The following is a 26,986-nucleotide window of genomic DNA, read 5'->3' as shown; positions in this document are numbered from 1 at the left end:
CGCGGGGCCCGGAGCTCCCGTCCGGCACGGCAGTACCGTCCGGTCAGGCCCTCACCAGCGACGATTCCGGCGGGACGCGCAGCGGCTCGGCCAGCTCCGCCAGCGCGCGTTCCAGGCCGTGCAGGTGGGCGAGGACGGGCTCGGACGGCGTGTCGGTGCGCTGCGGAGCGTGCTCGGCACCCCGCCCGGTGAGCGCCTCCACCGCCGTCTCCACCCGTCGGCAGGCGTCGGTGAGGCGGGTGTCGTGCGAGGCCACGGGGTCGGCGGCCACCGCGACCAGGCCGCGCACCTCGCGGGCGCAGTCGTCCAGCAGGCCCAGCACGCGGCGGGCGCGCCGCTTGCGGCCCAGCAGCGGGTTCAGCGGGTGGGTCAGCGGCGCGACCGCGAGCCGTACCCGGCCCAGCAGTTGCTCCAGCTCCGCGACGTGCGGCGCCGGGTCGGCGGTGACCGCCCCGGCCAGCCGGGCGGCGGCCTCGGCGGTGCAGGCGCGCACGGCGTGCAGCGCGCGGTGTATCCAGGCGTCGGTGGTGGCGTGCGTGGTGACGGGCAGCACGACCAGTACGGCGAGCATCGCGCCGAACGCCCCCACGGCGGTCTCCGCCAGCCGCAGCACCAGCAGGGCGGGGCTGAGGACGCCGAGGAGCCCGTAGAGCATGGACGCCATGACGGTGACGCAGAGCATCATCCACGTGTACGACACGGCGGCCGTGTAGAAGATGCCGAAGACGGCCACGGTGACGATCACGGCGGTCGGCACCGGCGCGCCGTGCACGGGCGCCGCGAGCAGCAGGCCGAGGGCGACGCCGATCAGGGTGCCGAGGACCCGGCGGAAACCCCGTACCAGGGTCTCGCCGCGCGAGGCGGTGTTCACGAAGACCCACCAGGTGGCGCCCACCGCCCAGTACCAGCGCTGGCCGGACACCACCTGGCCGACGGCCAGCGCGAACCCGGCGCCCGCGACCGCCTGCGCGGCCTGCCGGGTGGTGGCCCGCGCGAGCCCGGTCCCGCTGAGCAGGGCGGGCGGTACGGCCTGGGGACGGCGGCGTTCGTAGCACCACAGGCCGAAGCGGACGACGGCCGCGCAGAGCAGCGACAGGAGCAACGCGACGTACAGCGTGGGCAGTTGACCGGGGGTGGCATGCACGAACTGGGCGACGAAGAACATCATGAACGCGAACACACCGAGGCTGTGGCCGCGCGGTCCCCAGCGCCGGGCGTAGACGCCGATGCCGACGACGGCGAGGAACGCCAGGTCACGGGCGACCGGGACGCCGTGCAGCACGGCCGCGAGCGCCAGCACCGGGACGCCGACGGCGGGCAGCAGCGCGGTGGTGACCGCCTGCTGGCGCACGGTGGCGTCGGTGACGGTGAAGAGGGCGAGCAGCGCGGCGAGCCCGCCGGTGACCGCGCCCGGCAGCGACTGCCCGGCCAGCCCGCACGCGACGACCGCCAGACCGATGCCCAGGACGGCCCGCGCGGCGAACCGCAGCCGTGTCCGTCCTGGGTCCGGAGCCGTGAACACCCGCTTGAGCACCGAAGTCCCTCCCCTGGGATGGCCGCCGGTACGCCCCTCGGGCGGTCCACCGGCACGGAAAAGGCGCCACGGAAGACTCCGCAGCGCCATCGACCTCTCCATGAGAGCACCTGGAGGACTGATGGCTCAAATCGGACTTCGAGGAGTGGGCCATTGGCTCAATCGACGAGCACTCCGGCTGCCATACCGGATGCCAACGGCCCAGGTCAGCCGCGTCTCCGGCCGTCATGGCGGCTGGGCCATTGGTACAGTCCGGCTCCATGAGCGTGGACGAACTCGACACCCGCATCCTCCGGCTCCTGCTGGAGCAGCCGCGTACCAGCGTGCGCGAGTACGCCCGTGTCCTCGGGATCGCGCGCGGCACCCTCCAGGCCCGCCTGGACCGCATGGAACGGGACGGTGTCATCACCGGCACGGGCCCCTCGCTCTCCCCCGCCGCCCTCGGCCACACGGTGCTGGCCTTCGTGCACATCGAGGTCACCCAGGGCCACCTGGACGACGTGGGCGACGCGCTGGCCGCCGTACCCGAGATCGTCGAGGCGTTCTCCATCACGGGCGGCGGGGATCTGCTGGCCCGCGTGGTGGGGCGGGACAACGCGCATCTGGAGGACGTCATCCAGAAGCTGATCCGGGTACCGGGGGTCGTCCGCACGCGCACAGAGGTGGCGATGCGCGAGCGGGTTCCATACCGGCTGCTGCCCCTGGTGGAGTCCTTGGGGCGGGCGGGGCGGCCCTGAGAGCGAGGGCTGCGGGTGAGCGGCGGTCTGGCTGGGGCTGTCGCCCGTTCGGCGCATGCCCGGCCGACGAATCGGCACGGGGCGCGGCCGAGGCGGGGGTCCCCCGGATGCCGGGCCGTGTCCGTCCCTGCGGGTGCCGGGCGGCGCGCGGGGCGTCCGTGGTTGCGCGCGCCGGGGGCGGTGGCTGCTTAGCGTGACCACATGACCACAGCCCAGGCCCGGCCCATCCCCGACGACCGGCGGTGGAAGGCGCTCGGGGTCTGTCTGACGGCGGGTTTCATCTCGCTGCTCGACACCTCGATCGTGAATGTGGCGCTGCCCTCGATGGAACGCGGGCTCGGCGCCTCGGAGGCCGCCCAGTCGTGGGTGGTCTCCGGGTATGCCCTCACCTTCGGTCTCGCGCTGGTACCCGCCGGGCGGCTCGGGGACATGCGGGGCCGCCGTCAGGCGTTCCTGATCGGGCTCGCGCTGTTCACGGTGGCCTCGCTGGCCTGCGGGCTGGCGCCCGGCGCGTCCTGGCTGGTGCTGTTCCGGCTGATCCAGGGCACGGCGGCGGGCATGGTCGCGCCGCAGACCTCGGGGCTGATCCAGCAGATGTTCCAGGGCGCGGAGCGGGCGAAGGCGTTCGGGCTGCTCGGCAGTGTCATCGGCATCTCGACGGCGGTCGGCCCGCTCGCGGGCGGCCTGCTGATCCACGCGGTCGGCACGGACGACGGCTGGCGCTGGGTGTTCTTCGTGAACCTCCCGATCGGTGTGGCCGCCCTGATCGCCGGTTTCCGCCTCCTGCCGCGTCTGCCCGCGACCAACTCCCGGCGCGAGGAGTTCGACCTGTTCGGCGTGCTGCTGCTCGGCGCCGGTGTACTCGCGCTGATGCTGCCGCTGGTGCAGGAGCAGCAGTGGACCGGCCGGGCCAAGTGGGCGCTGTTCCCGGTGGCCGCGCTGCTGCTGGGCGCGTTCTGGGTCTGGGAGCGGCGCCAGGGGCGGCTGGGCCGGGCCCCGCTGCTGGACCTCAGGCTGTTCTCGTTGCGGTCCTTCACGCTGGGCGCGCTGATCAGCCTGACCTACTTCGCGGGGTTCACGACCGTCTTCTTCGTCTTCACCCTGTTCCTGCAGAACACCCTCGGATACAGCGCGCTGGCCGCCGGTGTCACCGTGCTGCCCTTCGCCGCCGCGTCGGCGGTCGGGGCCGCGATGGGCGGCAAGATGGTCGTACGGCACGGGCGCAAGCTCGTCGTCATCGGCCTCAGCGGCGTGGCCGTCGGCCTGCTGGGCGTGATCATGGCCGTACGTCTGGTGCCCGGCGACCGGCTCGGCTGGGCAACCGTCCTCCCCATGCTGATCGGAGGCATCGGCTCCGGTCTCACCGTCTCGCCCAACACGACGCTGACTCTGACCCGCGTCCCGGTCCGCCGCGCGGGCGCGGCGGGCGGTGTCCTCCAGACCGGCCAGCGGGTCGGGTCGGCGGCGGGCATCGCCATCGTCGGCGCCGTCTACTTCGCCCACCTCACCGGTCACGGCCGCTCCACCACGGCCATCCAGCTCGGCCTGCTCACCGCCGTGGGGCTCATCCTCATCGCGCTGGTCCTGGCAGTCGCCGACCTGCGCGAACGTTCGGTACATCCGGAGCCGGGCCCTGAGACGGCGGGGCGGCCGGGGGCGGTGGCGGGTGGGGGTACCGGGGAGACGGTGAAGCAGGGGTCTTGAGGGGGCGGGGGGCGACTCGCGGGGGGGGCGGGCGCGGTCCTCGCGGGCGCGGAGCTTGCGGGAGGGGGCAGGTGCGGACCTCGCTGGGGCGGAGCTTGCGGGAGGGAGCGGGCGCGGACCTCGCCGGGACGGAGCTTGCGGGGGCGGGTTCGCTCCGGAGCATCCGCGTACGGTCGGCTGCCGTATGCGAGTCCGTCCCACAGCGCCGAAGCCCTGATCCGCAGCTACGGAACCACCGTCTCTACGACTTCCGGCGCGGCTTCCCCCGCTTGGCAGCACCGGCGGACGCGCCCCGCCCGCGAGCCGGACGCCCGGACGACTTGCCGCCCGTCTGCTTCGCACCCGTCTGCTTGCCCCCTCCGCTCTTGGGAGCGCCCTGCTTCTGCCGGGCCGTTCCGCCCGCGCGCTCGGGGCGCTTCTCCTGCCGGGTGCCCTCGCCCTGCTGCGGGGTACGGCCGCGCGTGCTGTTGACCGTGCGTCCTCGGACGATGCCGATGAAGTCGTCCACCCGGTCGGTGGTGGCCTCCTCGGGCCAGGACAGGGCGACCTGGGACTGGGGAGCGTCGATGACCGGACGGTAGGTGAGGTCACGGCGGTGGTGGAGCCGGGCCAGGGACTGCGGGACGATCAGCAGGCCGACCCCGGCGGCCACCAACTCGATCGCGTCCGGCGTCGTGGCGGGCCGTTCGAACGCTGGCTCGCCGGGCGGGGCATCCCAGTCGAAGACGTCGTCGAGCGGGTGGAACAGCACCTCGTCCGCGAGATCGGCCAGGGTCACCTCGTCGGCGGCGGTGATCACGTGGTCCTTGGGGACGATCACGACCGTGGTCTCGGCGTAGAGCGGGATGGCGCTGAAGAACGTACGGTCCACGGGCAACCGCACCAGACCGGCGTCGGCCTCCCCCGCGCGCATCAGGTCCGCCGCCTCGGGCGGGGCGACCTGGAGCAGGGTGAGCGGGCTTTCGGGGAAGCGCTCGTTCCAGATCCGCACCCACTTGGCGGGGGTCGCTCCGGGGACGTAGGCGAGCCGGAACGGCGGGTTTTCCTGCGCATCTGTCACAGGGGCCAGGTTACCGGCCGCTGTACGGGGCGGTCGTCGGCCGGGGTCGATGGGCCGGGTCCGGCGGATGGACGTGGTCGGGCGCTCGGCGGACGGTCATGGTCGGACGCTCGCCGGATGGCCGTGGTCGGGCGCCCGGCGGGCGGCCGATACCCTTGACCACATGAGTTCGCAGCAGAACGCCCAGACGATGAAGCCCGCCACCGCGGCGAAGAAGCTGGGTGTGTACCTCCCCGCCACCCCCGCCGACTTCCAGGAGGGCGTGGTCTCGCGCGCCGAGCTGAACGAGTTGCAGGCGAATCCGCCGGAGTGGCTGCGCGAGCTGCGGGAGAACGGCCCCCACCCCCGCCCGGTGGTCGCGGCCAAGCTGGGCATCTCCATCGCGGGCCTCACCCGTGGCGGCGTCACGGACGCCCTGACCAGCGACGAGATCGAGGCCCTCAAGAACCAGCGCCCCGAGTGGCTGGAAAAGGAGCGCGCCACCCAGGCGGAGGTCCGCAAGGAGGCGGTCCGGGTGAAGAACCTGCGCCGGGAACGCGAGGAAAAGGAAGCGGGCAAGAACTGAGGTTTGAACCTCCCCCGCCCACAAAGCTTCCGTTTTCCGGCGTCGTTTCCTCAGCACATGGAGACGTAAGTCCTCGGAGCGGTCAGCCCGCGAAGCCGTCGCCCCGAAAAGCCCCGTGCCCCCGGACCGTCGTCGGCCCGCACATCGCGGACCCCTGAGACAGCTCACGGCTCCCCAGTCCCTTGCTCCGGCTTGACGGAAGAAGGCAGGCGGTTCACGGGCTGCGTGCCAGGCAGCGGGTAGGACGGCCACCCCGAGAACGCTCCCGCTCAACCCAGGAAACTGAGCCGCACCTTCCGGTCCGGGTTGTCGCGGTTGGTGTCCACCAGGCAGACCGACTGCCAGGTGCCCAGTTCGAGGTGGCCGCCGATGACAGGCAGGGTCGCGTGCGGCGGGACGAACGCGGGCAGGACGTGGTCACGGCCGTGGCCGGGGCTGCCGTGGCGGTGCTGCCAGCGGTCATCGGCCGGGAGCAGGGTGTGCAACGTGGTCAGGAGATCGTCGTCGCTGCCGGAACCCGTCTCGATGACGGCGACTCCGGCGGTCGCGTGCGGTACGAAAATGTTCAGCAGGCCGTCGCGGCCCGCCGCCGCTTCGCGCAGGAACTCCTCGCAGTCGGCCGTCAGATCGACGACGCGCTCCCGCGACCCCGTGGTGACGTTCAGCATCCGGGTGGTGAAGGCTTCTGACATGACTTCATCCTGACCCACTGGCCAGGGTTCACACGAGGTGACGCGTCGGTGGGCAGCCCGCGTACCGCTGTCGGCGCCCGCTTTCGCAGCCCCGCGCCTCAACTCCTCGTCCCCGCCGCCGCGCGCCGAACCCGGTTGCCCCGCTGGCTGTTCAGGGCCGCTGAGGATCTGGTGGGCACTCCCGTGCAGATACTGCGCACAGTGCCGTTCGTCGGTCTGCCCCCGCTGTTCATCATCAGGTTCGGCTCATCATCTGGTTCGGCATCGGCGAGGCGCCGAAGATCGCCATCCTCACCCTCGGTGTGACCTTTCCGCTCTGCCTCAACGTGTACGCGGGAATCCGGGGCGCCGATGCCCAACTCATCCAGGCGAGCCAGCCATTGAGCCTCCCCCACCGGGGTCTGATCCAACATGTCGCCCTGCTGGGCGCGGTGACGGCGGACGGTCGCCGCGTGCCCGGTGGGGAAGATCCCCGCCCACCCCACTGTTCGTAGAATCGTGAACGAAATACGCGAGGTGGACGCGCGCGAGGTGGACGTCATGGTGGTCGGCGCCGGACAGGCCGGGCTGTCGGCCGCCCACCATCTGCGCCGGACGGGGTTCGAGCCGGACCGTGACTTCGTGGTCCTGGACCACTCCCCCGCGCCGGGCGGTGCCTGGCAGTTCCGCTGGCCGTCGCTGACGTACGGCAAGGTGCACGGCATGCACGCGCTGCCGGGCATGGAGCTGACGGACGCCGACCCGGACCGGCCCTCGTCGGAGGTGATCGGCGCGTACTTCGACCGCTACGAGCACGCCTTCGACCTGCGGGTACGGCGCCCCGTGGACGTACACGCGGTACGCGAGGGCGCGTCGGGCCGCCTGCTCGTGGAGACCTCGGACGGGGACTGGTCCACCCGTGCGCTGATCAACGCGACCGGCACCTGGGACCGCCCGTTCTGGCCGCGTTATCCGGGCCAGGAGACGTTCCGCGGACGGCAGTTGCACACCGCCGGTTACCGGGGCCCCGAGGAGTTCGCCGAGCTCCGGGTGGTCGTCGTGGGCGGCGGCGCCTCCGGTACCCAGCACCTGCTGGAGCTGGCCCCGTACGCGGCGGCCACCACCTGGGTCACCCGGCGCCCGCCGGTCTACCGCGAGGGTCCGTTCAACGAGGAGCTGGGCCGGGCGGCGGTCGCGCTGGTGGAGGAGCGGGTACGGCAGGGGCTGCCGCCGAGGAGCGTGGTCTCGGTGACCGGGCTGCCACTGACCGACGCCGTCCGCCGGGGACTCGCGGACGGGGTGCTGGACCGGCTGCCCCTGTTCGACCGGATCACCCCGGACGGCGTCGAGTGGGACGACGGGCGACGCGTGGACGCCGACGTGATCCTCTGGGCCACGGGCTTCCGCGCCGCCCTCGACCATCTGGCACCGCTGCGGCTGCGCGAGCCGGGCGGCGGCATCCGCGTCGAGGGCACCCGCGCCGTCGTCGATCCGCGCGTCCACCTCGTCGGCTACGGCCCGTCCGCCAGCACCGTCGGCGCCAACCGGGCGGGTCGCGCCGCCGTGCGGGACATCCGGCGGCTGCTGGCCGGTGAGCCGGTGGTCCCGGCCGCCTGAGGTACCTGCCGCCTGCCGGTCCGCCGTGCTCAGCGCGGCGGCTGCGAAGCTGGCAGACTGCCGGTGCCGCCGCTCGGTTCGGGTCGGCCCGAGCGTTCGCTGTGGGCGTTGAACTCCGCCACATTGCGCAGGTGTTCGGAGTAGTCGGCGGTGAAACGGGTGTCGCCGGGCTTGACGGTGACGAAGTACAGCCAGTCCCCGGCGGGCGGGTTGACCACGGCCCGCATCGCGTCCTGGCCGGGATTGTCGATGGGCGTCGGCGGCAGCCCCATGCGCTGGTACGAGTTGTACGGGCTGTCGGTGCGGGTGTCGTCCGTGCTGGTGCGCAGGGTGCTGCGGTTCAGCGCGTAGTTGATGGTGGAGTCCATCTGGAGCGGCATGCCGCTCTGCAGCCGGTTGTAGACGACGCGGGCCACCTTGCCCATGTCCGTCCTGGTGGACGCCTCCGCCTGGACGATGCTGGCGATGGTGACGGCCTGGTAGACGTTCATCGCGTTGCGCTGCGCCCCGGCCGCGACGGGCGCCCCGTTGAACCTGTCGTTGGCGGTCTCGACCATCGACCGCAGCAGGGCATCGGGGGTCATGCCCTTCTTGTACGGGTACGTCGCCGGGAAGAGATACCCCTCCGGGTTTCCCCCGGCCTCGCCGGGCAGTTTCAGACCTGCCTTGGCGACGCTCTTGCGTGTGGTGCCGGTGGGCGCTTCGAGGGCCTTGTCGATGGCGCTGTAGACCTGGTTGGCGCGCCATCCCTCCGGAATCACCAGGGTGGCGGGCTTCTCCTGGTCGGACCCGCCCGCGATGCTGAGGAGCGGTACCGCCACGGCGGTACCGGCCAGCGCGGTGCCGGCCACGACGAGGACGAGCCTGCCCCTGCGGGTCAGTCGGACCGTGCCCCGCGGCGGAATGTTCATCTGCATGCGGGCACGGTAATACGCTTAACGCCTCCAACCCGACATATCGTCAGCTTGTCGGCCGCCCTGGCGTGTCATCCCGTCGGCTCCAACTGGGCGTCCCGCCGCACCAGCGCCGCGTAACGCCCGTCGCGCGCGAGCAGTTCCTCGTGCGTCCCGCGTTCGGCGACCCGGCCTGCGTCCAGGACCACGATCTGGTCGGCGTCGCGGACCGTGGAGAGCCGGTGGGCGATGGTGATGGTCGTCCGGTCGGCCGACAGCGCGTCCAGGGCGTCCTGCACGGCCGCCTCGGTGCGGTTGTCCAGGGCGCTGGTCGCCTCGTCCAGCAGCAGGACGGGCGGGTCGCGCAGAATGGTCCGGGCTATCGCCAGGCGCTGCTTCTCGCCGCCGGAGAAGCGGTGCCCGCGCTCACCGACCACCGTGTCGTACCCGTCGGGCAGTGCGGCGATGTGGTCGTGGATCTGTGCCGCGCGGGCCGCCGCGTGCAGCTCCCCGTCGGTCGCGTCGGGCTTGGCGAAGCGCAGGTTGTCGGCGACGGAGGCGTGGAAGAGGTACGTCTCCTGGGAGACCACGCCGACGGCACGGGCGAGGGTGTCGAAGTCGAGGTCGCGGACATCGACGCCGTCGATGGTGACGCGTCCGCCGGTGACGTCGTAGAGACGCGGGACCAGGCAGCCGAGCGTGGACTTGCCGGCGCCCGTCGGCCCCACCACGGCGAGGCTGCCTCCGGCCGGGACGGTGATGTCCACCCCGTCCAGCACCGGCCGGGACCGCTCGTCGCCGTCGTACCGGAACTCGACCTTCTCGAAGCGGACCTCGCCCTTGACGGTGTCGAGGCGGGTCGGCCGTTCGCGTTCGGTGATGTCGATGGGCAGGTCGAGGTACTCGAAGATGCGCTGGAAGAGCGCGAGGGAGCTCTGGATCTGCACACCGGTCGCCAGCAGGCTCACGGCGGGCCGGAACAGCCCCTGCTGGAGCGAGACGAAGGCGACGACCGTACCGAGCGAGATCTGCGGTCCGCCGAGTTGCAGCGCGACACCGGCGGTCCAGTAGATGACGGCGGGCATCGCGGCCATGACGATGGTGATCACGGCCATACGCCAGCGGCCCGCCATGTTCGATCTGACCTCCAGATCGACCAGCTCCTCGGACTCCGCCGTGAAGGACCGGTTGAGCGAGTCGGCACGGCCCATCGTGCGGCCGAGCAGGATGCCGCTGACCGACAGCGACTCGGTGACCGTGGCCGCCATCGCGGCCATCTGTTTCTGGCGTTGCGTGGTGATGCGCTTGCGCTCGTTGCCCACTCTGCGGCTGATCCACAAGAAGACCGGCAGCAGTAGGAGCGAGACCACGGTGAGCCGCCAGTCCAGGGCGATCATGGCGACGATCGTGGCGACGACGCTGGTGACGTTGGAGACCAGGGAGGTGGCGGTGGAGGTGACGGTCGCCTGCATGCCGCCGATGTCGTTGGCGATACGGGACTGCACCTCACCGGTGCGGGTGCGGGTGAAGAAGGCGAGCGACATGCGCTGGAGCCGGTCATAGACGGCCGTGCGCAGGTCATGCATGACGCGCTGGCCGACGGTGGTGGAAATCAGCGTCTGCAGCACGCCGAAGACGCTGGACAGGACGGCGCTGAGGATCATGCCGAGCGCGAGCAGGCTCAGCAGTCCGGTGCGGCGGTCGGGGATGGCGACGTCGAGGATCGCCCTCAGCAGGAACGGCGTCGCCACCGAGACGAGGGAGGCGGCGCCGACCAGCAGGCCGACGACGGCGAGCCGCCCCCGGTAGGGGCGGAAGAGTCGGAGGATTCGCCGCACCTGCCGGGGCTGTTCCCCGGCATCGGTCGGCGGCTTCCACGAGGTGACGTGTTCGGGGTGCATGGGCTCCTTCGGAGGACGCGTCGGAGGTCGGCGCGCGTGGCGACCGACCCTGCATTACGGATCATAGCTCATTGTTACCTACGCTCACAATGAATTGCGTCCTGATATTGTTCCCGCATGACCACCCCCGATCCCGACGGCCTGCTCGCCGAGCAGTTGCTCCGGCTCACCCGTCGGGTGCACCGCATCCAGAAGCGCCACTTCGAGCGGCGCGATCTGGGCGTGACACCGGCTCAGTCCCGGCTGCTGCGCACCCTCGCGCACTGCCCGTCACCGCCCCGTATGGCCGACCTCGCGGAGCGCCTGGAAGTGGTCCCGCGCGCGGTGACGACGCTGGTGGACGGCTTGGAGGCGCACGGCAAGGTGCGCCGGGTCGCGGACCCCACGAACCGGCGGGTGACTCGCATCGAGCTGACCGACGAGGGCCGGGACACCCTGAGGGAACTGCGCGGCGCCCGCCGCTCGGCGGCCGAGGAGATCCTCGCCCCGCTGACCGAGAAGGAACGCGCGGTGCTCGGCGTCCTGCTGGACACGCTGATCGAGGTGGAGCCGCCCCGCCACGAGTGAGGGGGCAGGATCGCCTCCCCGGCACGACTGAGGGAGCAGGCCCGCCTCCCCGGCCCTCAGACCAGCAGCTCCTCCCTGTTCCCCATGATCACTACGGGGTGCCGGGCCGGGTCGAGCGTGCGCAGCAGATGCTCCATGACCTCCTCCGCGACGCTGACGCAGGCCGCCGTACCGTCCCCGTGGTCCACGTGCAGCCAGATGCCACCGCCCAGTTCACCGCCCCAGGGCCGGACCCGGTCGTGCGGTGGAGCGCCCCGGACCCGGTTGTAGTCGATGGCGACGACGTAGTCGAAGTCGTGCAGATGCGCCGGGTCCCACGCGTAGGGAGGCGCGTAGGCCCCGGTGTCATGGGTGTACGGCAGCCTCGTACCCGGATCGGGCAGCGCCCCGCCCGCGTCGGTGAGGGAGAAGACGCCTACGGGGCTGCGTTCGTCCCCCGCGTGATGGTCGGTCGTCCAGCCCTGGCGACCGTTGTGGGCGGCCCAGGCACCCGCGGGGCGCCAGCCGTCGCGGTGGCGCGTGTAGAACACGACGGTGGACTCGGCGGAGTCGCGGCCCTCGCCGTACACGACGAGAACCTGCCCGGTGGTGGCGGGAATCCTCCGCTGCAACAGCCCGCCGACGCCGGGGATCGTGACCGTACCCGCCTCCGCCGGACCGGCCGGACCACCGGCTTCCGGCACCGGGCCCCGGCGGGAGGCGTCCCGTCCGGCCAGGTCACGGCCGACCGCTTCCCCGGCTGCCGGACCGGCCCCGGCGGCGGGCGGAGGGCCCGGTTCCGTGCCTCCGCACGCGGTGAGCGAGCCGAGCAGGATCCCGAGGGCCGCCACCGCGCCCGCCGCGCGCCGCGCGCTGTCGATGTGCACGCGATCATGATCACGTACGCCCCCGGTCGTCGCGCGGTGGGCGGACGAACGGCTGACGGAGCCAGAGGAAAGCGCTGCCGGTGCTGTCGGCGTGCGCGGGCGGGAAGGGCGGCGCAATCTCCGTCCGGCAGGAAAACTGGTTGAAATTCCGCGCTCGGTACGGCGAACCTTTCACGGCTTGCCACTCCCCCCACCCCCTGACACGAGCCACTGGGACGCCATGCGCATTCAAGACCTTCCGTATCCGGACCCCGGCGTTCCCGACGCCCGTTCGGGTCCCCGCTTCCTGTGGTGGCTCTGGCGCAACCAGCGCGGCGGTCAGCTCAAGGCGCTCGCCTGGGGGCTGTTGCACTTCGTCTCGGTCTCCGCGCTGCCGTTCTGCGTCGGACTCGGCGTGCAGTCCGTCGTCGAACGCTCCGGCGCCCGGCTCGCCCTGACGGGCGGTCTGCTGGCGCTGTGCGGTGCGGGCATCGCGGTGGGCGACACCTTCCTGCACCGGGCTGCCGTCACCAACTGGATCACCGCCGCCGCCCGCGTCCAGCAACTACTGGCCCGCAAGGCTTCCCTGCTGGGTTCCGCGCTGAACCGTCAGGTCGCCAAGGGCGAGGTCGTCGCGGTCTCCACCGGTGACGTGGAGCGCGTCGGCTGGTTCGTGGAGTCGGTCTCGCGGTTCACCGCCGCCGCGCTCACCGTCGTGATCGTCTGCGTCGGGCTCGCCCTCTACCAGCCCGCGCTCGGCGTGATTGTCGCCGTCGGCGTGCCGCTGGTGGGGCTCGCCGTGCTGCCGCTGCTGCCGCGCGCGACCCGGCGGGCCGATGTCCAGCGGGAGAAGGCGGGACGGGCCACCGAGCTGGCGTCGGACACCGTGGCCGGACTCCGGGTGCTGCGCGGCATCGGCGGTGAGGAACTCTTCCTCGACCGCTACCGCCGGGCCTCGCAGGACGTACGGCACGCGGCCGTGCGCAGTGCCCGCATGTGGTCGGTGATCGCCGCCTTCCAGGTGCTGCTGCCCGGTGTACTGATGATCGTGGTCGTCTGGCTCGGCGTGTCGCTCGCGGGCGAGGGCCGGATCAGTGTCGGCGATCTCGTCACCGTCTACAGCGCGGTCATGGTGCTCGCCTATCCGCTGCGCCACTTCGAGGAGATCGCTATGGCGTACTCCTTCTCGCGCCCCGCCGCCAAACGGGCCGCGAAACTGCTCGCACTGGAGCGGCCGGTGGACGCCGGGGGCGTACGGGCGGCCGAGGCACCCACCGGTGACCTCTACGACCCCGGTACCGGTCTGCTCGCTCCGGCGGGGCTGCTCACCGCCGTGGTGTGCGGCGATCCGGACGCGGCCGGGCTGCTGGCGGAGCGGCTGGGCGGACACCCGGCCGAGCCGTCCGCCCCGGTCATGCTCGGCGGGGTGCCGCTGGACGAATTGCCGCTCGACAGTGCCCGCACCTCGGTGCTCGTCCAGGACAAGGACCCGGTGCTGCTCTCGGGCACCCTGCGCGAACTCCTCGACGTGCCCTCCTCCGGCTCCGTCGCCGCCGAGGACGCGCTGGCGGCGGCGCAGTGCGCCGATGTGCTGGACGCTCTGGTGCAGGGCTCCCTGGACGCCGCGGACCCGATGGACGCCCGGATCACCGAGCGCGGGCGCTCCCTGTCCGGCGGGCAGCGGCAGCGGCTCGCCCTCGCCCGCTCGCTGGTCACCGACCCCGAGGTGCTGGTGCTGGACGAGCCCACGTCCGCCGTGGACTCGCACACCGAGGCCCGGATCGCGGACGGACTGCGGCGGTTGCGCGCGGGGCGCACCACCGTCCTGTTCACCTCCTCGCCCCTGCTGCTGGACCACGCCGACCGGGTCGTACTCGTCCACGCGGGCACGGCCGCCGTCAGCGGCACCCACCGGGAACTGCTCGACGGCGACCCCCGGTACCGGGCGGTCGTGACCCGCGAGACCGACGAGGAACTGGCCGCCGCCGACACCCGTGCGAAGCCCGAGGACTCCCTGCTGGGCGCCCTCGCGGAACTGGAAGAGATCGAGGAGAGCGCATGATCGGCGTCGCACCGCCGCAGTACGACCCGGCGGCCCCGACGACCGCCACCACCCTGCCCGTCGGCGCGGCCTCGACGGTCCGCGCGTACGTGCTGGAACTGTTCCGCAGGCACCGCCGGGCGTTCCTGCTGCTCATCGCCGTCAACACGGTGGCCGTGATCGCCTCGATGGTGGGCCCCTACCTGCTCGGTGATCTGGTCGAGCGGGTGTCCGACGGTACGCGGCAGCTCCGGCTGGGCCTGACCGTTGGCCTGTTCGCGTGTGCGCTGGTCGTGCAGGCGTCCTTCGTCCAGCAGGTACGGCTGCGCGGGGCGATGCTCGGTGAGCGCATGCTCGCGGACCTGCGTGAGGACTTCCTCGTCCGCTCGGTCGGCCTGCCGCCCGGGGTACTGGAACGCGCGGGGACCGGCGATCTGCTCTCCCGCATCACCACCGACATCGACCGCCTGGCCAACGCCATGCGGGAAGCCGTACCCCAGCTGGCGATCGGGGTCGTCTGGGCGCTGCTGCTGCTCGGCGGCCTGGTGGTGACGGCTCCGCCGCTGGCTGCGGCCGTACTGATCGCGGTGCCCGTCCTGGTGCTCGGCTGCCGCTGGTACTTCCGGCGCGCCCCCGCCGGCTACCGCTCGGAGGCCGCCGGGTACGCCGCCGTCGCCGGTGTCCTCGCGGAGACCGTGGACGCCGGTCACACCATCGAGGCCCATCGCCTCGGCGCCCGCCGCGTCGCCCTCTCCGAGCTGCGGATCGAACAGTGGACCGCGTGGGAGCGGTACACGCTCTGGCTGCGGTCGGTGCTGTTCCCCGTGATCAACGCCGTCCATGTGATCGTCCTCGGCTCGGTCCTGATGATCGGCGGCGTGTTCGTGCTCAACGGCTGGATCGACGTGGGCCGGATGACGACCGGCGCGCTCATCGCGCAGATGCTGGTCGATCCGGTGAACCTGATCCTGCGCTGGTACGACGAGGTCCAGGTGGCCCAGGTGTCGCTGGCCCGACTGGTCGGCGTCCGCGACATCGAGCCGGAAGCGGGTGACGCCGCGCTGGTCCCCGAGGGACGTGCCGTGCACGCCGACGCGGTGCGGTTCGGCTACCGCGAGGGTGTCGATGTCCTGCGCGACATCTCGATGCGGGTCGCGCCGGGCACCCGGCTGGCACTGGTCGGACCATCCGGTGCGGGAAAGTCCACCCTCGGGCGGCTGCTCGCCGGGATCTACGCGCCCCGCGCGGGCCGGGTCACACTGGGCAACGCGGAGCTGTCCCGGATGCCCGCCGAGCGGGTCCGCTCCCATGTGGCGCTGGTCAACCAGGAACACCACGTCTTCGTGGGTTCGCTGCGCGACAACCTTCTGCTGGCCCGGTCCGGAGCCGAGGACGCCGAGCTGTGGGCGGCGCTCGGTGCCGTGGACGCGGACGGCTGGGCACGCGGCCTGTCCGACGGTCTCGACACCGAGGTCGGCTCCGGCGGGCTCGCGCTGACCCCGGCGCAGGCCCAGCAGATCGCGCTGGCCCGGCTGGTGCTGGCCGACCCGCACACCCTGGTGCTGGACGAGGCGACCTCGCTGCTCGACCCGCGCGCGGCCCGGCATCTGGAACGGTCCCTGGCGAGCGTCCTCGACGGGCGCACGGTCGTCGCCATCGCCCACCGGCTGCACACCGCGCACGACGCCGATGTGATCGCGGTGGTGGAGAGCGGCCGTATCAGCGAGCTGGGCAGCCACGACGAGCTGGTCGCGGCCGGTGGCGCGTACGCGGCGCTGTGGCGGTCCTGGCACGGGTGACCAGCGGTCTTGCCGCGCGGGCCGGATATCCCGAACGGCCGGGCCGGGTGGACCGATGAGCGGCCGGTGGCCGGGACGCGCCCTCGTGTGCGGCTCCCGGCCACCGGCCGTGCCGTTGCGCGGTGCCGAGACCAGATGGAACGCTGGGACTGCGGCACAGGCTCCGGGAACGGCCGGGAGCCCCTCGGTCCGTGCCGGGCGAAACCCGTACCGGGCGAGCCGACGGTACGCGGGCAGTCGCGGACCCGAGGCCGCTCTCAGCAGTGGGAGGTACCCGTGAGCAGCGACGACGGCTGGGGGGACGACGTCTACCAGCCCGATTCCTCGGAGATCCGCGAGGACTCGGGCGTGCTGGACGTCGAGGACACCCTGGACTACGACGGCGTCGGCGATCCCCTGGACCGCGGCTGGTCTCCTCCCGAGCGTCCGTGGGCGGTCGAGCACAACGGTGTGACGGCGGGGGAACGGCTCACCGGGGAAACCCTGGACGAGCGGCTGGCCGAGGAAGTGCCCGACACGGCGGTCCTGGACGGCGACGGTCTCGGTGACGCCGACGGCACCGACGGCGAACTCCTCGACAGCGAGGTCGGCACGGTCCGCTCCGGCCGCCTGATCGCGCCCGACGAAGGGGCGCACGAGGACGAGGAGAGCGCGCTGATCGCCACCGACGTCGGCATCGACGGCGCCGCCGCCTCCGCCGAGGAGGCCGCGATGCACGTGGTGGACGACGACTCGGCGTTCGGCTGACCCGGACACCTCGCCCCGCCCCCGCACGACCGTCCCGTACGAGGAGCCGCCATGCAGCAGGACCAGCAGCCCGACTACCACCCCGTGGTCTTCCGCGACCGTGCCGCCGGATACGCCTTCCTGACCCGGTCCACGGCACAGAGCGCGGAGACCGTCGAGTGGGACGACGGCGAGACCTACCCGGTGATCGACGTGGAGATCTCCTCGGAGAGCCACCCCTTCTACACCGGCAGGGCGCGCACGGTGGACGCCGAGGGCCGCATCGCCCGGTTCGAGCGCCGGTACGGCGGGACCGGACCTGGGCCGTCGAGCTGACCGGGCGGACCCGTCGGTCAGATCACGTTGAGGGCCGCGGCGCAGCCGATCCCGCCGAGCACCATGAACACGGGCATCAGGACCTTCAGTTCGACCCAGCTCCCGGCACGGAACCGCATGGCCTTCGGCGGACCGACCGGGTACCAGCGCTTGCGGCCCAGCGGGATGGGCCACAGGATCGGGCAGCCGGACACGGTCAGCGCGTCCCCGATGTCGTGCACCAGTGCGCCCAGGATGATCGGCAGTCCCAGCCACACGTACTCCTGGCCCGGCGCGTCGAACAGCCAGTCGGCGCCGTTGCCCGGCTTGTCCAGGATGCCGGCGAGTATCCAGGCGCTCGTCGCGGCCAGCAGCCAGACCAGGACGTCGCTGCTGGAGCCGCGGGCCGCCCGCCAGAGCAGCCCCTCGATCGCCAGCACCATGTGCACGAACAGGATGCCCAGCACCGCCCACCGGCCGCCGAAGATCGCCGCCGCCGAGCTGCCCGCGCCGATGAGGACCGCCCACAGCCAGGTGTGGGTCAGCGTGCGGTGCCCACCGGAGCGGCGGGAGTCGCCCTGCTTCCTGGTCGCCTTGTAGACGCTGTACGACAGCCGGTCCACGATCTCGCAGAGCCACCGGGACACCGGTCCGAAGGCGCGGGAGATGGTGGCCGCCTTGTGGTCCAGGTCCGGGGCGAGCGCGGCACCGGCGCTGATCAGGGCGCCGACGAGCAGGACCGGCCAGGGCATCGGGTACCCGGCGGCGGCCGCCGCCGCTCCGACGCCGAGCCAGGCCGCGGCCCCCGACAGTGAGTGTGCTGGTCCCATCATGGCCGCTGTACGCCCCATTCCTCGTACGCCGGTGCCCAGTTGACCCGGCTCGCTGACGTGCTGTCGGCGCCACAGCGTAGCGTCCATGATCGTCGGGACCGCAGCCGATTCCCCCCTCGGCCGCCGGGGCAGGCAAGATGGGGGCGTGACCCTCATCGATCAGCTCCCGCCGACCGCCGACCCCGACGCCCTCTACGAAGCCTTCGAGTCGTGGGCCCAGGAGCGGGGCCTCACCCTCTATCCCCACCAGGAGGAGGCGCTGATCGAGGTGGTCTCCGGCGCGAACGTGATCGTCTCGACGCCCACCGGGTCCGGCAAGAGCATGATCGCCGCCGGTGCGCACTTCGCGGCGCTCGCCCGTGACGAGGTCACCTTCTACACCGCTCCGATCAAGGCGCTGGTGTCGGAGAAGTTCTTCGAGCTGTGCAAGATCTTCGGCACCGAGAACGTCGGCATGCTCACCGGCGACGCCTCGGTGAACGCCGACGCGCCGGTGATCTGCTGCACGGCGGAGGTGCTGGCCTCGATCGCGCTGCGCGACGGCAAGGACGCGGACGTCGGCCAGGTCGTCATGGACGAGTTCCACTTCTACGCGGAGGGCGATCGCGGCTGGGCCTGGCAGATCCCCATCCTGGAGCTGCCGCAGGCGCAGTTCGTGCTCATGTCGGCGACGCTGGGCGATGTCTCGTTCTTCGAGAAGGACCTCGCCCGCCGCACCGGCCGCCCCACGGCCGTGGTCCGTTCCGCGACCCGCCCGGTGCCGCTCTCCTACGAGTACGAGCTGACCCCGCTCACGGAGACGCTGACCGAGTTGCTGGAGAACCGGCAGGCGCCCGTGTACATCGTCCACTTCACCCAGGCGCAGGCGGTGGAGCGGGCGCAGGCACTGATGAGCATCAACATGTGCTCGCGCGAGGAGAAGGACCGGATCGCCGAGTTGATCGGCAACTTCCGTTTCACCACCAAGTTCGGCCAGAACCTCTCGCGTTACGTGCGCCACGGGATCGGCGTGCACCACGCGGGCATGCTGCCCAAGTACCGGCGGCTGGTGGAGAAGCTGGCCCAGGCCGGTCTGCTCAAGGTGATCTGCGGCACCGACACACTCGGCGTGGGCGTCAACGTGCCCATCCGTACGGTGCTGTTCACCGCGCTGACCAAGTACGACGGCAACCGGGTGCGGACGCTGCGGGCGCGCGAGTTCCACCAGATCGCGGGCCGGGCGGGCCGGGCCGGTTTCGACACGGCGGGCCTGGTCGTGGCGCAGGCGCCCGAGCATGTCATCGAGAACGAGAAGGCGCTCGCCAAGGCCGGGGACGACCCGAAGAAGCGCCGCAAGGTGGTCCGGAAGAAGGCACCGGAGGGCTTCGTCGGCTGGACGGAGAGCACCTTCGAGAAGCTGATCGCGTCCGACCCCGAGCCGCTCACCTCCCGGTTCCGGGTGACGCACACCATGCTGCTGTCGGTGATCGCCCGGCCCGGCAACGCCTTCGACGCCATGCGGCATCTCCTGGAGGACAACCACGAGCCGCGCAAGCAGCAGCTCCGGCACATCCGCCGGGCGATCGCCATCTACCGTTCGCTGCTGGACGGCGGGATCGTGGAGAAGCTCGACAAGCCGGACGCCGAGGGCCGCATCGTGCGCCTGACGGTCGATCTCCAGCAGGACTTCGCGCTCAACCAGCCGCTGTCCACCTTCGCGCTGGCCTCGTTCGAACTCCTCGACCCCGAATCGCCGTCGTACGCGCTGGACATGGTCTCCGTGGTCGAGTCCACGCTCGACGACCCGCGCCAGATCCTCGTCGCCCAGCAGAACAAGGCGCGCGGCGAGGCGGTGGCCCTGATGAAGGCCGACGGCGTCGAGTACGAGGAGCGCATGGAGCGCCTCCAGGACGTGACGTACCCGAAGCCGCTGGAGGAACTCCTCTTCCACGCCTACGACACGTACCGCAAGAGCCATCCGTGGGTCGGCGACCACCCGCTGTCCCCGAAGTCCGTCATCCGGGACATGTACGAGCGGGCGCTCTCCTTCACCGAACTGGTCTCGCTCTACGAGCTGGCCCGTACCGAGGGCATCGTGCTGCGCTACCTGGCCGGTGCCTACAAGACGCTCGACCACACGATCCCGGACGACCTGAAGTCCGAGGATCTGCAGGACCTGATCGAGTGGCTGGGCGAGATGGTGCGCCAGGTGGACTCCAGCCTGCTGGACGAGTGGGAGCAGCTCGCCAACCCGGAGACGATGACCGCCGAGGAGGCGCAGGAGAAGGCGGACGAGGTCAAGCCGGTCACGGCCAACGCGCGCGCCTTCCGGGTGCTGGTCCGCAACGCCATGTTCCGCCGGGTGGAGCTGGCCGCGCTCGACCAGGTGGACGCGCTGGGCGAGCTGGACGGCGACTCCGGCTGGGACGCCGACGCGTGGAGCGAGGCCCTCGACGCCTACTGGGACGAGCACGAGGACCTGGGCACCGGTCCCGACGCGCGCGGGCCCAAGCTCCTGATCATCAAGGAGGAGCCGGAGAACGGGCTCTGGCGGGTCCGGCAGATCTTCGACGACCCGAACGACGATCATGACTGGGGCATCAGCGCCGAGATCGATCTGACCGCCTCCGACGCCGAGGGTCGCGCGGTCGTCCGCGTCACCGATGTCGGCCAGCTCTGACCCGAGGGGATCAGCACCGATGACGAACCCTGCCGAGAAACTGGTCGATCTGCTCGACCTGGAGCAGATCGAGGTGGACATCTTCCGCGGGCGCAGTCCGCACGAGTCGATACAGCGGGTCTTCGGCGGACAGGTGGCCGGACAGGCGCTCGTCGCCGCCGGGCGTACCACGGACAGCGAACGCCCGGTGCACTCCCTGCACGCGTACTTCCTGCGGCCGGGCCGACCGGGCATGCCGATCGTGTACCAGGTGGAACGGGTCCGCGACGGCCGTTCGTTCACCACGCGCCGGGTGACGGCCGTGCAGCAGGGCCGCACGATCTTCAATCTGACCGCCTCCTTCCATCTGCCCGAACAGGGTCCGTTCGAGCACCAGTTGCCTCCGGTGCGCAAGGCGCCGGATCCCGAGTACCTGCCGCCGGTGGCCGAGGAGATCCGCGAGCACCTCGGCGCGCTGCCGGAACAGCTGGAGCGGATGGCTCGCCGCCAGCCCTTCGACATCCGCTATGTGGACCGGTTGCGCTGGGACGCCGCCGAGGTGCGGGGGGCCGAGCCGCGCAGCGCCGTGTGGATGCGCGCGGTCGGCCCGCTCGGTGACGATCCGCTGGTGCACACCTGCGCGCTGACATACGCCAGCGACATGACGCTCCTGGACGCGGTGCGCATCCCGGTCGAGCCCCTGTGGGGCCCGCGGAGTTTCGACATGGCGTCGCTGGACCACGCCATGTGGTTCCACCGGCCGTTCCGGGCGGACGAGTGGTTCCTGTACGACCAGGAGTCCCCGATCATCACGGGCGGCCGGGGGCTCGCTCGCGGGCGTATCTACGACCGCGAGGGGAGCCTGCTCGTCTCCGTCGTTCAGGAGGGGTTGTTCCGGTCGCTGTGAGCCGCGTGGGCCTCACCTGCCGGAACGAGTGGCCTGCTCGCTCCGTGCTCCCGGCCCGGTCGCACGGCAGCTCCGGCGGCGGAGCCAGGCCCGGAGGCCGCGCGGGGGCAGACCGGCTCCGCTGTCCGGCTGTTGGGCGCGGGGCGTCGCCCGCCGCCGGGGTACGGCCAGCCGGTCACCGTAGTCACGGCGCGGCAACCCGGGTCGTGTCACCCGGCTTCCTCCGGAGTCGGCGCTCCGAGGGATGCGCGTCGGCGCCGGGTGCGGGTGTTCTCCCGACGGGCCGCGCGGGGGCGGAGGTTGCTCGACCGCCGTCCGGGCCCGCCTTCCGCCGGTCCGGGCGCCTGTACTCGCGTCCGGGCGAGGGGCGGGTTTCTCGGTGCGGGCCAGTTCGACCTCGGCGGCCAGTTCGCCGCGCAACCAGCCGATCTCGTCCGGGTCCTGGGCCGTGGTGAGGGACTCCGCGAGGTGCGCGGACGGTGATCCGGGCGCGGCATGCCCCGGCGGGGCCACCCGGAGGCGGTTGACGTAGGAGCGCTCGTAGGGGTCCGGGACGATGTCCGCGACTTCGACGGCGGCCAGGAATCCGGCCACGACGCCCGCCCTCGCCCAGGCGTCGGGCGCCTGCCGGAGGAGAAGTCCGAGGTGCCTCCCGCGCCAGTTCCGGGCGCGCAGATCCACTCCGGCTTCCAGTTGGCCGCGCAGCGTCTCCGGTGTGCGGCCGGTGAGCGCCGGGCCGCTGTCGGCCCTGGCCGCGAACTGGGCCAGTTCGTGGGCGAGATACAGCCACACGACGGCGCGGTACCGATTGCGGTAGAAGCGCACGGGGATCAGGAATCCGAGGCGGGCGAGCCGGGTGAAACGGCCCGGCGAGATGCCCATCAGGGCCGCGCCCTCAGCCGTGCCGACGATACGTACGCGCTCACGGAGCGTGCTGGGGAAGCCCGGTTCTCCGCGTAGCCGGTCGAGTTCCGCCTGTTCCACACGGCGCCCTCCGCCCCCTCCGGCGTCCGGCAGGACGCGGATGCCGCCGAGGTGGACGGCGAGGTCGAACTCCTCGCGCTTCAGGCCGAGTTCACGTGCCGCGTGGGCAGGAGTGAGGGTACCGGGGTGTGCCGGGACGTCGATGGTGGTCTGCTGCATGGTCGTACTCCCCCGTGGAGCGGTTCGCTGACGCCGTGTGCTTCAGCCGTGCACACACCGTAGCCGTCACGCGACTCCGCCCGTCGGGCCTGTGGATAACTTCCCCGAAGTGGAGACGAGTCCAGCTCAGAGGTCCGGCAGCGGGGCGCGTTCGGGCTGCCGGGCGTCCACTCCGAGGTGCTCGCCGACGCGGTTGACCAGCAGCGTCATCTCGTAGGCGATCTGGCCGATGTCGGCCTGGGCACCGCTGAGGACGCACAGGCTGCTGCTCGTCCCGGCGGAGGTCACGAACAGTACGGCCTCGTCGTACTCGATCATCGTCTGCCGTACCTGACCGGCGCCGAAGTGGCGGCCGGAGCCCTTGGCGAGGCTGTGCAGACCGGAGGCGACGGCGGCCAGGTGTTCCGCGTCCTCGCGGCGCAGCCCCGTGCTCGCCCCGGTGACCAGGCCGTCGTTGGACAGGACCAGGGCGTGCCGTACGTGGTCCACTCGTTCGGTCAGATCGTCCAGGAGCCAGCCGAGTCCCTGGTTCTGAGCCATGTTCCGTCTCCCCGTGTGACGTCTCCCCCCGGCTGGAGGATCTGTCCGCCAGCCTTCCCCACGACCGGCGCCGGGGCAAGCAGGATGGAGGCATGGCACAGAAGATGACCGATGAGGAATGGCGGGCGTTCGTCTCGGACGGCACCCGGACCGGCAAACTGTCCACCGTCAACGCCGACGGAAGCCCCCATGTCGCCCCGATCTGGTTCCTGTTGGACGGTGACGACGTGGTCTTCAACACCTTCGACAACAGCGTGAAGGGGCGCAATATCGCCCGTGACGGACGCGTCGCGCTCTGTGTGGACGACGAGCGTCCGCCCTTCCATTTCGTGGTGTTGTCCGGACGCGCCCAGGTGTCGGAAGACCTGGACGAGGTGCGCCGCTGGGCGACCAGGATCGCGGCCCGGTACATGGGCGACGACCGCGCGGAGGAGTTCGGCGCCCGGAACGGCGTCGCGGGCGAACTCCTGGTCCGGGTGTCCGTGGACAAGGTCATCGCCGTGAAGGACATGACCGCCTGAGACCCGGCACGGTCGGCTGGGGCCGGGAGGTTCTTTACCGCCCGGCCCCACCGTGCGAACCGCTCCCCGAGTGGCAGTCGCGCCCGAACCCGCCGGAAACACGTGCGCACCGCTGCCGAGGAGTCCCCGGTGCGCGATCATGCGGTGCATGAGCGAAGCCCACCATCACGTCCGTGAGTTCTTCACCGCCCGCGCCGCCGACTGGGACCGGAAGTTCCCGGACGACGGTCCCGCCTTCGAGCGGGCCGTTTCCGGGATGGGCCTGCATACGGGCGACCGGGTGCTCGACGCGGGATGCGGCACCGGGAGGGCACTTCCGCCCCTGCGTGACGCCGTCGGGCCGTCGGGTGTGGTCATCGGCATGGACCTGACCGCCGCGATGCTGGAGGCGGCCGTCGAGGCGGGCCGGGACCAGGACGGAGACTTGCTGCTGGCCGATGTCGCGGCGCTGCCGCTCCGCGCCGACTCCCTGGACGCCGTGTTCGCGGCCGGTCTGATCGCCCACCTGCCGGACCCGGCCGAGAACCTGCGTGAACTGGCGCGGGTGGTCCGGCCGAACGGGCTTCTCGCCCTCTTCCACCCCATCGGCCGCGCAGCCCTGGCCGCCCGTCAGGGACGCGAACTGACTCCCCAGGATCTACGAGCCGAGGGCAACCTGCGTCCCCTCCTCGCCCGGTCCGGCTGGCGCATGACCTCGTACGTCGATGAGGCCGACCGCTTCCTGGCCTTGGCCGTCCGCGAGGTCTGACGGCGGAGCGGCGAGACAGCACACCCCCGGCTTTCCGAACGTGCACGCCTCCCACACATGCTCCCTCGGGTATTTCGCCCCGGTCCAGGTGGAAAACCGCAGCTCTCCTTGGTCCCCGGAGTCGTGACAAGTGGCTCACGGCCGCAATAAGGTGCGCGCCGTCGGACGAAACCACTGGGGAGGCAGGGATGGCCGAGACGGACGAGGAGGCCGTCGCGGCGGACGACGCGCTGTACGTGCTCACGGCGGTGCTGTTGACACCGGCGCAGTTCCCGAGCGTGCTCGGCGACGACTATCCGGAGGCATGCGCCTCCCTGGGACTCGCGCCGCGCGCCGACGGATACGGGCTGGTGATCGGCCAGGACGGCACAGGAGCGCGCTGGACCGTCGTGATCGACGATGTCTCCCTGGTGGCCGTGGCGATCGCGTCGTGGGACTGCGGCATGGAGTACGACCTCTCCCCGGACGAGCGGTCCGTCGTCGCCGCGCTGCCCGGCTGGCCGCTCGCCGTGGCGGTGTCCGCCCCCAATGTGCCCGCACCGCACGATCCCGCGCCCGAGATCTCCGGCGGACCCGCTCTGACCCCGCCGGACGCCACGTCCTGGGGGGCGGCGCAGCGACGGCTCGGGGCGGACGAGATCGCGCTCCAGTGGGCGGTCTGGCGCGAGCAGTTGGGCAAGGCGTTCGGTACTTCTCCGGCCGAGACCGAACCCGCGTCGGGCGGGACCGCCGAGGCGGGCCCCACTACGGCAACCGCTGCGGGGAGCGCCCCCAGCCCCAACGCCCACAGCGTCAAGCGAGCGCTGGCCGAGGCCCATGCCTACATCGACTCGCCACCGCCGCTCGGCCGGGTGCGTTCGTCATTCGCTCCGGGTGACGCCCGTACCCTGCGCGCGGACGGTCCCGGCTGGTCGATCGTGGCCCGCACCGACGACATCGCGTTCGTCCTGCTGGACGAGAAGCCGCGCGAGGTCCTGCCGGTGGGCCGGGGTCCGGAGCTGCCCGGCCTGCTGGAAGCGCTCGACAGACTGGCCGTACGCCCGAACTGATCCGGTTGGCGGTAGAGCGCCGGGACACACCCGGCCCTCGACCACCCCTCACCCCGGCGGCCCTGGGCACCGCCGACGGCGGGGCGGAAGGAGCTGTCCGTCCGCCCCGCCGGTTCAGCGGCCTATTTCCTTGCGGGTGACTCTGCGCAGCCTGCGCCGCTGGGAGGGGTCCAGAGCGAGGTACGCGGCCACCGGCACGCCCACCACGATCAGGAACGACACCCACCAGGGCAGCCACAACAGCAGGATCAGCCCGACCGCCACACCGCCCACGGCGATCTTCGCGTTGCTGGACATGAGGTGTCGCCTCCTTCTCGTCATTGCGTCTCTGTTCTGAGAACGGCTCCCGACTTCCGCCGGTTCCACAGCCGAACCCTGAGACTCCCCTGAGACGTGCCCCTAATGGTCACAGTTCCCGGAGCGAGGTGCCATGCCCGTCACACGGAGAGGGCCGGTCTCCTCAGCCGCGTGCCGCCAGCAGGTGGTCCATAGCGAGCTGGTCCAGCCGCTCGAAGGCCATGCCCCGTGCGCCCGCCGCCTCCACGTCGAAGTCCTCGAAGGCCGCGCGGTCGGCCAGCAGTGCCTGGAGTCCGTCGGCCGCCGTCGGCTGCGCGAGCTGGTCCAGGCGGGAGGCGCGCAGAGCGTCCCGCACCTCGGGGTCGGCGCGGAAGGCGGCGGAACGCTCCTTCAGGATCAGGTAGTTGCGCATGCAGCCGGCCGCCGAGGCCCACACCCCGTCCAGGTCCTCGGTGCGCGGCGGCTTGAAGTCGAAGTGCCGCGGGCCCTCGTACCCGGCGCTCTCCAGCAGATCGACCAGCCAGAACGCGGCGCGCAGGTCTCCGGCGCCGAAGCGCAGGTCCTGGTCGTACTTGATGCCGGACTGGCCGTTGAGGTCGATGTGGAAGAGCTTGCCCGCCCACAGGGCCTGCGCGATGCCGTGCGGGAAGTTCAGCCCGGCCATCTGCTCGTGGCCGACCTCGGGGTTCACGCCGAACAGCTCGGGGCGCTCCAGGCGTTCGATGAAGGCGAGGGCGTGCCCGACGGTGGGGAGCAGGATGTCGCCGCGCGGTTCGTTCGGCTTGGGCTCGATGGCGAAACGGAGGTCGTACCCCTGACCGGTGACGTACTCCCCCAGCAGGTCGAACGCCTCCTTCATCCGGTCCAGCGCGGCCCGCACGTCCTTGGCACCACCGGATTCGGAGCCCTCGCGTCCGCCCCAGGCGACATAGGTCTTCGCGCCCAGTTCGGCGGCGAGGTCGATGTTCCGAATGGTCTTGCGCAGGGCGTAGCGGCGCACGTCACGGTCGTTGGCGGTGAACGCGCCGTCCTTGAAGACGGGGTGCGTGAAGAGGTTGGTGGTGGCCATCGGGACGGCCATGCCGGTGTCGTCCAGGGCCTGCCGGAAGCGCTTGACGTGGGCGTCGCGCTCGCTCTCCGTGGCGCCGGAGGGGATGAGGTCGTCGTCGTGGAAGGTCACGCCGTGAGCGCCGAGTTCGGCCAGGCGCCGTACCGTCTCGACCGGATCGAGGGCACGGCGGGTGGCGTCGCCGAAGGGGTCCCGCCCCTGCCAGCCGACGGTCCACAGGCCGAAGGTGAACCTGTCCTCGGGGGTGGGCTGGTGGTTCATACGGC

The 26,986-nt window shown here is 71.8% G+C and carries 25 protein-coding genes and 1 pseudogene; 15 read left to right on the top strand and 11 right to left on the bottom strand.

Annotated features, from left to right (window positions below):
- Positions 1-43 precede the first annotated feature (43 nt).
- Entirely contained in the window at positions 44-1,534 is a 1,491-nt protein-coding gene (locus KUM39_RS00475) for an FUSC family protein (protein ID WP_217783275.1), read from the bottom strand.
- Between the two features lie 260 nt (positions 1,535-1,794).
- Here KUM39_RS00475 and KUM39_RS00470 point away from each other — a divergent pair, with 260 nt between their 5' ends.
- Both KUM39_RS00470 and KUM39_RS00465 read left to right on the top strand, forming a co-directional pair.
- A complete protein-coding gene (locus tag KUM39_RS00470; RefSeq protein ID WP_217783274.1) occupies positions 1,795-2,271 on the top strand; it encodes an Lrp/AsnC family transcriptional regulator in 477 nt (158 codons plus the stop codon).
- 201 nt (positions 2,272-2,472) lie between these two features.
- Entirely contained in the window at positions 2,473-3,975 is a 1,503-nt protein-coding gene (locus tag KUM39_RS00465; RefSeq protein ID WP_217783273.1) for an MFS transporter, read from the top strand.
- Positions 3,976-4,216: 241 nt separating this feature from the next.
- Here the strand turns inward: KUM39_RS00465 and KUM39_RS00460 are convergent, their stop codons facing one another.
- Positions 4,217-5,035 (bottom strand): LysR substrate-binding domain-containing protein, encoded by an 819-nt coding sequence (locus tag KUM39_RS00460; protein ID WP_217783272.1) that lies wholly within the window; start codon positions 5,033-5,035, stop codon positions 4,217-4,219.
- A gap of 163 nt (positions 5,036-5,198) precedes the next feature.
- Here KUM39_RS00460 and KUM39_RS00455 point away from each other — a divergent pair, with 163 nt between their 5' ends.
- Positions 5,199-5,600, top strand: coding sequence for a DUF5997 family protein (locus tag KUM39_RS00455; RefSeq protein ID WP_217783271.1), 402 nt, complete (start codon positions 5,199-5,201; stop codon positions 5,598-5,600).
- Positions 5,601-5,869: 269 nt separating this feature from the next.
- On the opposite strand, the gene KUM39_RS00450 is transcribed toward KUM39_RS00455, so the two are convergent.
- Positions 5,870-6,292 carry a YjbQ family protein gene (locus KUM39_RS00450; RefSeq protein ID WP_217783270.1) on the bottom strand — a complete coding sequence of 141 codons (423 nt, stop codon included), beginning with the start codon at positions 6,290-6,292 and terminating at the stop codon, positions 5,870-5,872.
- A 147-nt stretch (positions 6,293-6,439) separates the two neighbouring features.
- Between KUM39_RS00450 and KUM39_RS28015 the strand changes: the two are divergent.
- Positions 6,440-6,726, top strand: a pseudogene (locus tag KUM39_RS28015) (ABC transporter permease subunit); the annotation flags it as partial.
- Positions 6,727-6,832: 106 nt separating this feature from the next.
- Positions 6,833-7,888 (top strand): NAD(P)-binding domain-containing protein, encoded by a 1,056-nt coding sequence (locus KUM39_RS00445; protein WP_217783475.1) that lies wholly within the window; start codon positions 6,833-6,835, stop codon positions 7,886-7,888.
- A gap of 29 nt (positions 7,889-7,917) precedes the next feature.
- Here the strand turns inward: KUM39_RS00445 and mltG are convergent, their stop codons facing one another.
- Both mltG and KUM39_RS00435 read right to left on the bottom strand, forming a co-directional pair.
- Entirely contained in the window at positions 7,918-8,805 is an 888-nt protein-coding gene (mltG, locus tag KUM39_RS00440) for an endolytic transglycosylase MltG (protein ID WP_217783269.1), read from the bottom strand.
- Positions 8,806-8,873: 68 nt separating this feature from the next.
- Positions 8,874-10,682 carry an ABC transporter ATP-binding protein gene (locus tag KUM39_RS00435; RefSeq protein ID WP_217783268.1) on the bottom strand — a complete coding sequence of 603 codons (1,809 nt, stop codon included), beginning with the start codon at positions 10,680-10,682 and terminating at the stop codon, positions 8,874-8,876.
- 117 nt (positions 10,683-10,799) lie between these two features.
- Between KUM39_RS00435 and KUM39_RS00430 the strand changes: the two genes are divergently transcribed.
- The gene (locus tag KUM39_RS00430) at positions 10,800-11,249 is read left to right on the top strand and encodes a MarR family winged helix-turn-helix transcriptional regulator (RefSeq protein ID WP_217783267.1); all 450 of its coding nucleotides are present in this window, start codon (positions 10,800-10,802) and stop codon (positions 11,247-11,249) included.
- A gap of 56 nt (positions 11,250-11,305) precedes the next feature.
- On the opposite strand, the gene KUM39_RS00425 is transcribed toward KUM39_RS00430, so the two are convergent.
- Positions 11,306-12,115, bottom strand: coding sequence for a L,D-transpeptidase family protein (locus tag KUM39_RS00425; protein WP_217783266.1), 810 nt, complete (start codon positions 12,113-12,115; stop codon positions 11,306-11,308).
- 220 nt (positions 12,116-12,335) lie between these two features.
- Here KUM39_RS00425 and KUM39_RS00420 point away from each other — a divergent pair, with 220 nt between their 5' ends.
- The 4 genes from KUM39_RS00420 (at position 12,336) to KUM39_RS00405 (ending at position 16,996) form a co-directional block, all read left to right on the top strand.
- Positions 12,336-14,156 carry an ABC transporter transmembrane domain-containing protein gene (locus KUM39_RS00420; protein WP_217783265.1) on the top strand — a complete coding sequence of 607 codons (1,821 nt, stop codon included), beginning with the start codon at positions 12,336-12,338 and terminating at the stop codon, positions 14,154-14,156.
- A complete protein-coding gene (locus tag KUM39_RS00415) occupies positions 14,153-15,934 on the top strand; it encodes an ABC transporter ATP-binding protein (protein ID WP_217783264.1) in 1,782 nt (593 codons plus the stop codon). The genes KUM39_RS00420 and KUM39_RS00415 overlap by 4 nt, the downstream gene beginning before the upstream one ends.
- 276 nt (positions 15,935-16,210) lie before the next feature.
- Positions 16,211-16,681, top strand: a complete 471-nt coding sequence (locus tag KUM39_RS00410; protein WP_217783263.1) for a DUF5709 domain-containing protein — start codon at positions 16,211-16,213, stop codon at positions 16,679-16,681.
- A 51-nt stretch (positions 16,682-16,732) separates the two neighbouring features.
- Positions 16,733-16,996: a type B 50S ribosomal protein L31 gene (locus KUM39_RS00405; RefSeq protein ID WP_217783262.1), complete on the top strand. Its 264-nt coding sequence runs from the start codon at positions 16,733-16,735 to the stop codon at positions 16,994-16,996.
- Between the two features lie 17 nt (positions 16,997-17,013).
- Here the strand turns inward: KUM39_RS00405 and KUM39_RS00400 are convergent, their stop codons facing one another.
- Positions 17,014-17,808, bottom strand: a complete 795-nt coding sequence (locus KUM39_RS00400; RefSeq protein ID WP_217783474.1) for a metal-dependent hydrolase — start codon at positions 17,806-17,808, stop codon at positions 17,014-17,016.
- Positions 17,809-17,953: 145 nt separating this feature from the next.
- Here KUM39_RS00400 and KUM39_RS00395 point away from each other — a divergent pair, with 145 nt between their 5' ends.
- Both KUM39_RS00395 and KUM39_RS00390 read left to right on the top strand, forming a co-directional pair.
- Positions 17,954-20,467, top strand: a complete 2,514-nt coding sequence (locus tag KUM39_RS00395) for a DEAD/DEAH box helicase (protein WP_217783261.1) — start codon at positions 17,954-17,956, stop codon at positions 20,465-20,467.
- Between the two features lie 19 nt (positions 20,468-20,486).
- Positions 20,487-21,353 carry an acyl-CoA thioesterase gene (locus KUM39_RS00390; RefSeq protein WP_217783260.1) on the top strand — a complete coding sequence of 289 codons (867 nt, stop codon included), beginning with the start codon at positions 20,487-20,489 and terminating at the stop codon, positions 21,351-21,353.
- A 12-nt stretch (positions 21,354-21,365) separates the two neighbouring features.
- Here KUM39_RS00390 and KUM39_RS00385 read toward each other — a convergent pair whose 3' ends face one another.
- Entirely contained in the window at positions 21,366-22,496 is a 1,131-nt protein-coding gene (locus KUM39_RS00385; protein WP_217783259.1) for a DUF6397 family protein, read from the bottom strand.
- Between the two features lie 126 nt (positions 22,497-22,622).
- Positions 22,623-23,036 (bottom strand): roadblock/LC7 domain-containing protein, encoded by a 414-nt coding sequence (locus KUM39_RS00380; RefSeq protein ID WP_217783258.1) that lies wholly within the window; start codon positions 23,034-23,036, stop codon positions 22,623-22,625.
- A gap of 92 nt (positions 23,037-23,128) precedes the next feature.
- Here KUM39_RS00380 and KUM39_RS00375 point away from each other — a divergent pair, with 92 nt between their 5' ends.
- The 3 genes from KUM39_RS00375 to KUM39_RS00365 all read left to right on the top strand — a co-directional run bounded on the left by KUM39_RS00375 (position 23,129) and on the right by KUM39_RS00365 (position 25,354).
- On the top strand, positions 23,129-23,557 hold the full coding sequence (locus tag KUM39_RS00375) for a PPOX class F420-dependent oxidoreductase (RefSeq protein WP_217783257.1): 429 nt from the start codon (positions 23,129-23,131) through the stop codon (positions 23,555-23,557).
- Between the two features lie 148 nt (positions 23,558-23,705).
- A complete protein-coding gene (locus KUM39_RS00370; protein ID WP_217783256.1) occupies positions 23,706-24,305 on the top strand; it encodes a class I SAM-dependent methyltransferase in 600 nt (199 codons plus the stop codon).
- Between the two features lie 188 nt (positions 24,306-24,493).
- A complete protein-coding gene (locus tag KUM39_RS00365; protein ID WP_217783255.1) occupies positions 24,494-25,354 on the top strand; it encodes a hypothetical protein in 861 nt (286 codons plus the stop codon).
- Between the two features lie 114 nt (positions 25,355-25,468).
- Here the strand turns inward: KUM39_RS00365 and KUM39_RS00360 are convergent, their stop codons facing one another.
- Both KUM39_RS00360 and xylA read right to left on the bottom strand, forming a co-directional pair.
- A complete protein-coding gene (locus KUM39_RS00360) occupies positions 25,469-25,651 on the bottom strand; it encodes a tail-anchor membrane protein (RefSeq protein ID WP_217783254.1) in 183 nt (60 codons plus the stop codon).
- A gap of 163 nt (positions 25,652-25,814) precedes the next feature.
- Positions 25,815-26,981 (bottom strand): xylose isomerase, encoded by a 1,167-nt coding sequence (gene xylA / locus KUM39_RS00355; protein WP_217783253.1) that lies wholly within the window; start codon positions 26,979-26,981, stop codon positions 25,815-25,817.
- Positions 26,982-26,986 lie beyond the last annotated feature (5 nt).

Origin of the sequence: Streptomyces corallincola (genome assembly GCF_019104725.1) — a bacterium.
In the GTDB taxonomy this organism is placed as follows: domain Bacteria; phylum Actinomycetota; class Actinomycetes; order Streptomycetales; family Streptomycetaceae; genus Streptomyces; species Streptomyces corallincola.
The sequence above is the reverse complement of the archived record's forward strand: the minus strand, read 5'-3'. Positions and strand labels throughout refer to the sequence as shown.

What these genes read in the sequence shown, in the direction of transcription:
- KUM39_RS00470 (WP_217783274.1), top strand. Translation starts at nt 1,795, where the DNA reads ATGAGCGTGGACGAACTCGACACCCGCATCCTCCGGCTCCTGCTGGAG.
- KUM39_RS00465 (WP_217783273.1), top strand. Translation starts at nt 2,473, where the DNA reads ATGACCACAGCCCAGGCCCGGCCCATCCCCGACGACCGGCGGTGGAAG.
- KUM39_RS00455 (WP_217783271.1), top strand. Translation starts at nt 5,199, where the DNA reads ATGAGTTCGCAGCAGAACGCCCAGACGATGAAGCCCGCCACCGCGGCG.
- KUM39_RS00450 (WP_217783270.1), bottom strand. Translation starts at nt 6,292, where the DNA reads ATGTCAGAAGCCTTCACCACCCGGATGCTGAACGTCACCACGGGGTCG.
- KUM39_RS00445 (WP_217783475.1), top strand. Translation starts at nt 6,833, where the DNA reads ATGGTGGTCGGCGCCGGACAGGCCGGGCTGTCGGCCGCCCACCATCTG.
- mltG (WP_217783269.1), bottom strand. Translation starts at nt 8,805, where the DNA reads ATGCAGATGAACATTCCGCCGCGGGGCACGGTCCGACTGACCCGCAGG.
- KUM39_RS00435 (WP_217783268.1), bottom strand. Translation starts at nt 10,682, where the DNA reads ATGCACCCCGAACACGTCACCTCGTGGAAGCCGCCGACCGATGCCGGG.
- KUM39_RS00430 (WP_217783267.1), top strand. Translation starts at nt 10,800, where the DNA reads ATGACCACCCCCGATCCCGACGGCCTGCTCGCCGAGCAGTTGCTCCGG.
- KUM39_RS00420 (WP_217783265.1), top strand. Translation starts at nt 12,336, where the DNA reads ATGCGCATTCAAGACCTTCCGTATCCGGACCCCGGCGTTCCCGACGCC.
- KUM39_RS00415 (WP_217783264.1), top strand. Translation starts at nt 14,153, where the DNA reads ATGATCGGCGTCGCACCGCCGCAGTACGACCCGGCGGCCCCGACGACC.
- KUM39_RS00405 (WP_217783262.1), top strand. Translation starts at nt 16,733, where the DNA reads ATGCAGCAGGACCAGCAGCCCGACTACCACCCCGTGGTCTTCCGCGAC.
- KUM39_RS00400 (WP_217783474.1), bottom strand. Translation starts at nt 17,808, where the DNA reads ATGATGGGACCAGCACACTCACTGTCGGGGGCCGCGGCCTGGCTCGGC.
- KUM39_RS00390 (WP_217783260.1), top strand. Translation starts at nt 20,487, where the DNA reads ATGACGAACCCTGCCGAGAAACTGGTCGATCTGCTCGACCTGGAGCAG.
- KUM39_RS00385 (WP_217783259.1), bottom strand. Translation starts at nt 22,496, where the DNA reads ATGCAGCAGACCACCATCGACGTCCCGGCACACCCCGGTACCCTCACT.
- KUM39_RS00380 (WP_217783258.1), bottom strand. Translation starts at nt 23,036, where the DNA reads ATGGCTCAGAACCAGGGACTCGGCTGGCTCCTGGACGATCTGACCGAA.
- KUM39_RS00375 (WP_217783257.1), top strand. Translation starts at nt 23,129, where the DNA reads ATGGCACAGAAGATGACCGATGAGGAATGGCGGGCGTTCGTCTCGGAC.
- KUM39_RS00370 (WP_217783256.1), top strand. Translation starts at nt 23,706, where the DNA reads ATGAGCGAAGCCCACCATCACGTCCGTGAGTTCTTCACCGCCCGCGCC.
- KUM39_RS00365 (WP_217783255.1), top strand. Translation starts at nt 24,494, where the DNA reads ATGGCCGAGACGGACGAGGAGGCCGTCGCGGCGGACGACGCGCTGTAC.
- KUM39_RS00360 (WP_217783254.1), bottom strand. Translation starts at nt 25,651, where the DNA reads ATGTCCAGCAACGCGAAGATCGCCGTGGGCGGTGTGGCGGTCGGGCTG.
- xylA (WP_217783253.1), bottom strand. Translation starts at nt 26,981, where the DNA reads ATGAACCACCAGCCCACCCCCGAGGACAGGTTCACCTTCGGCCTGTGG.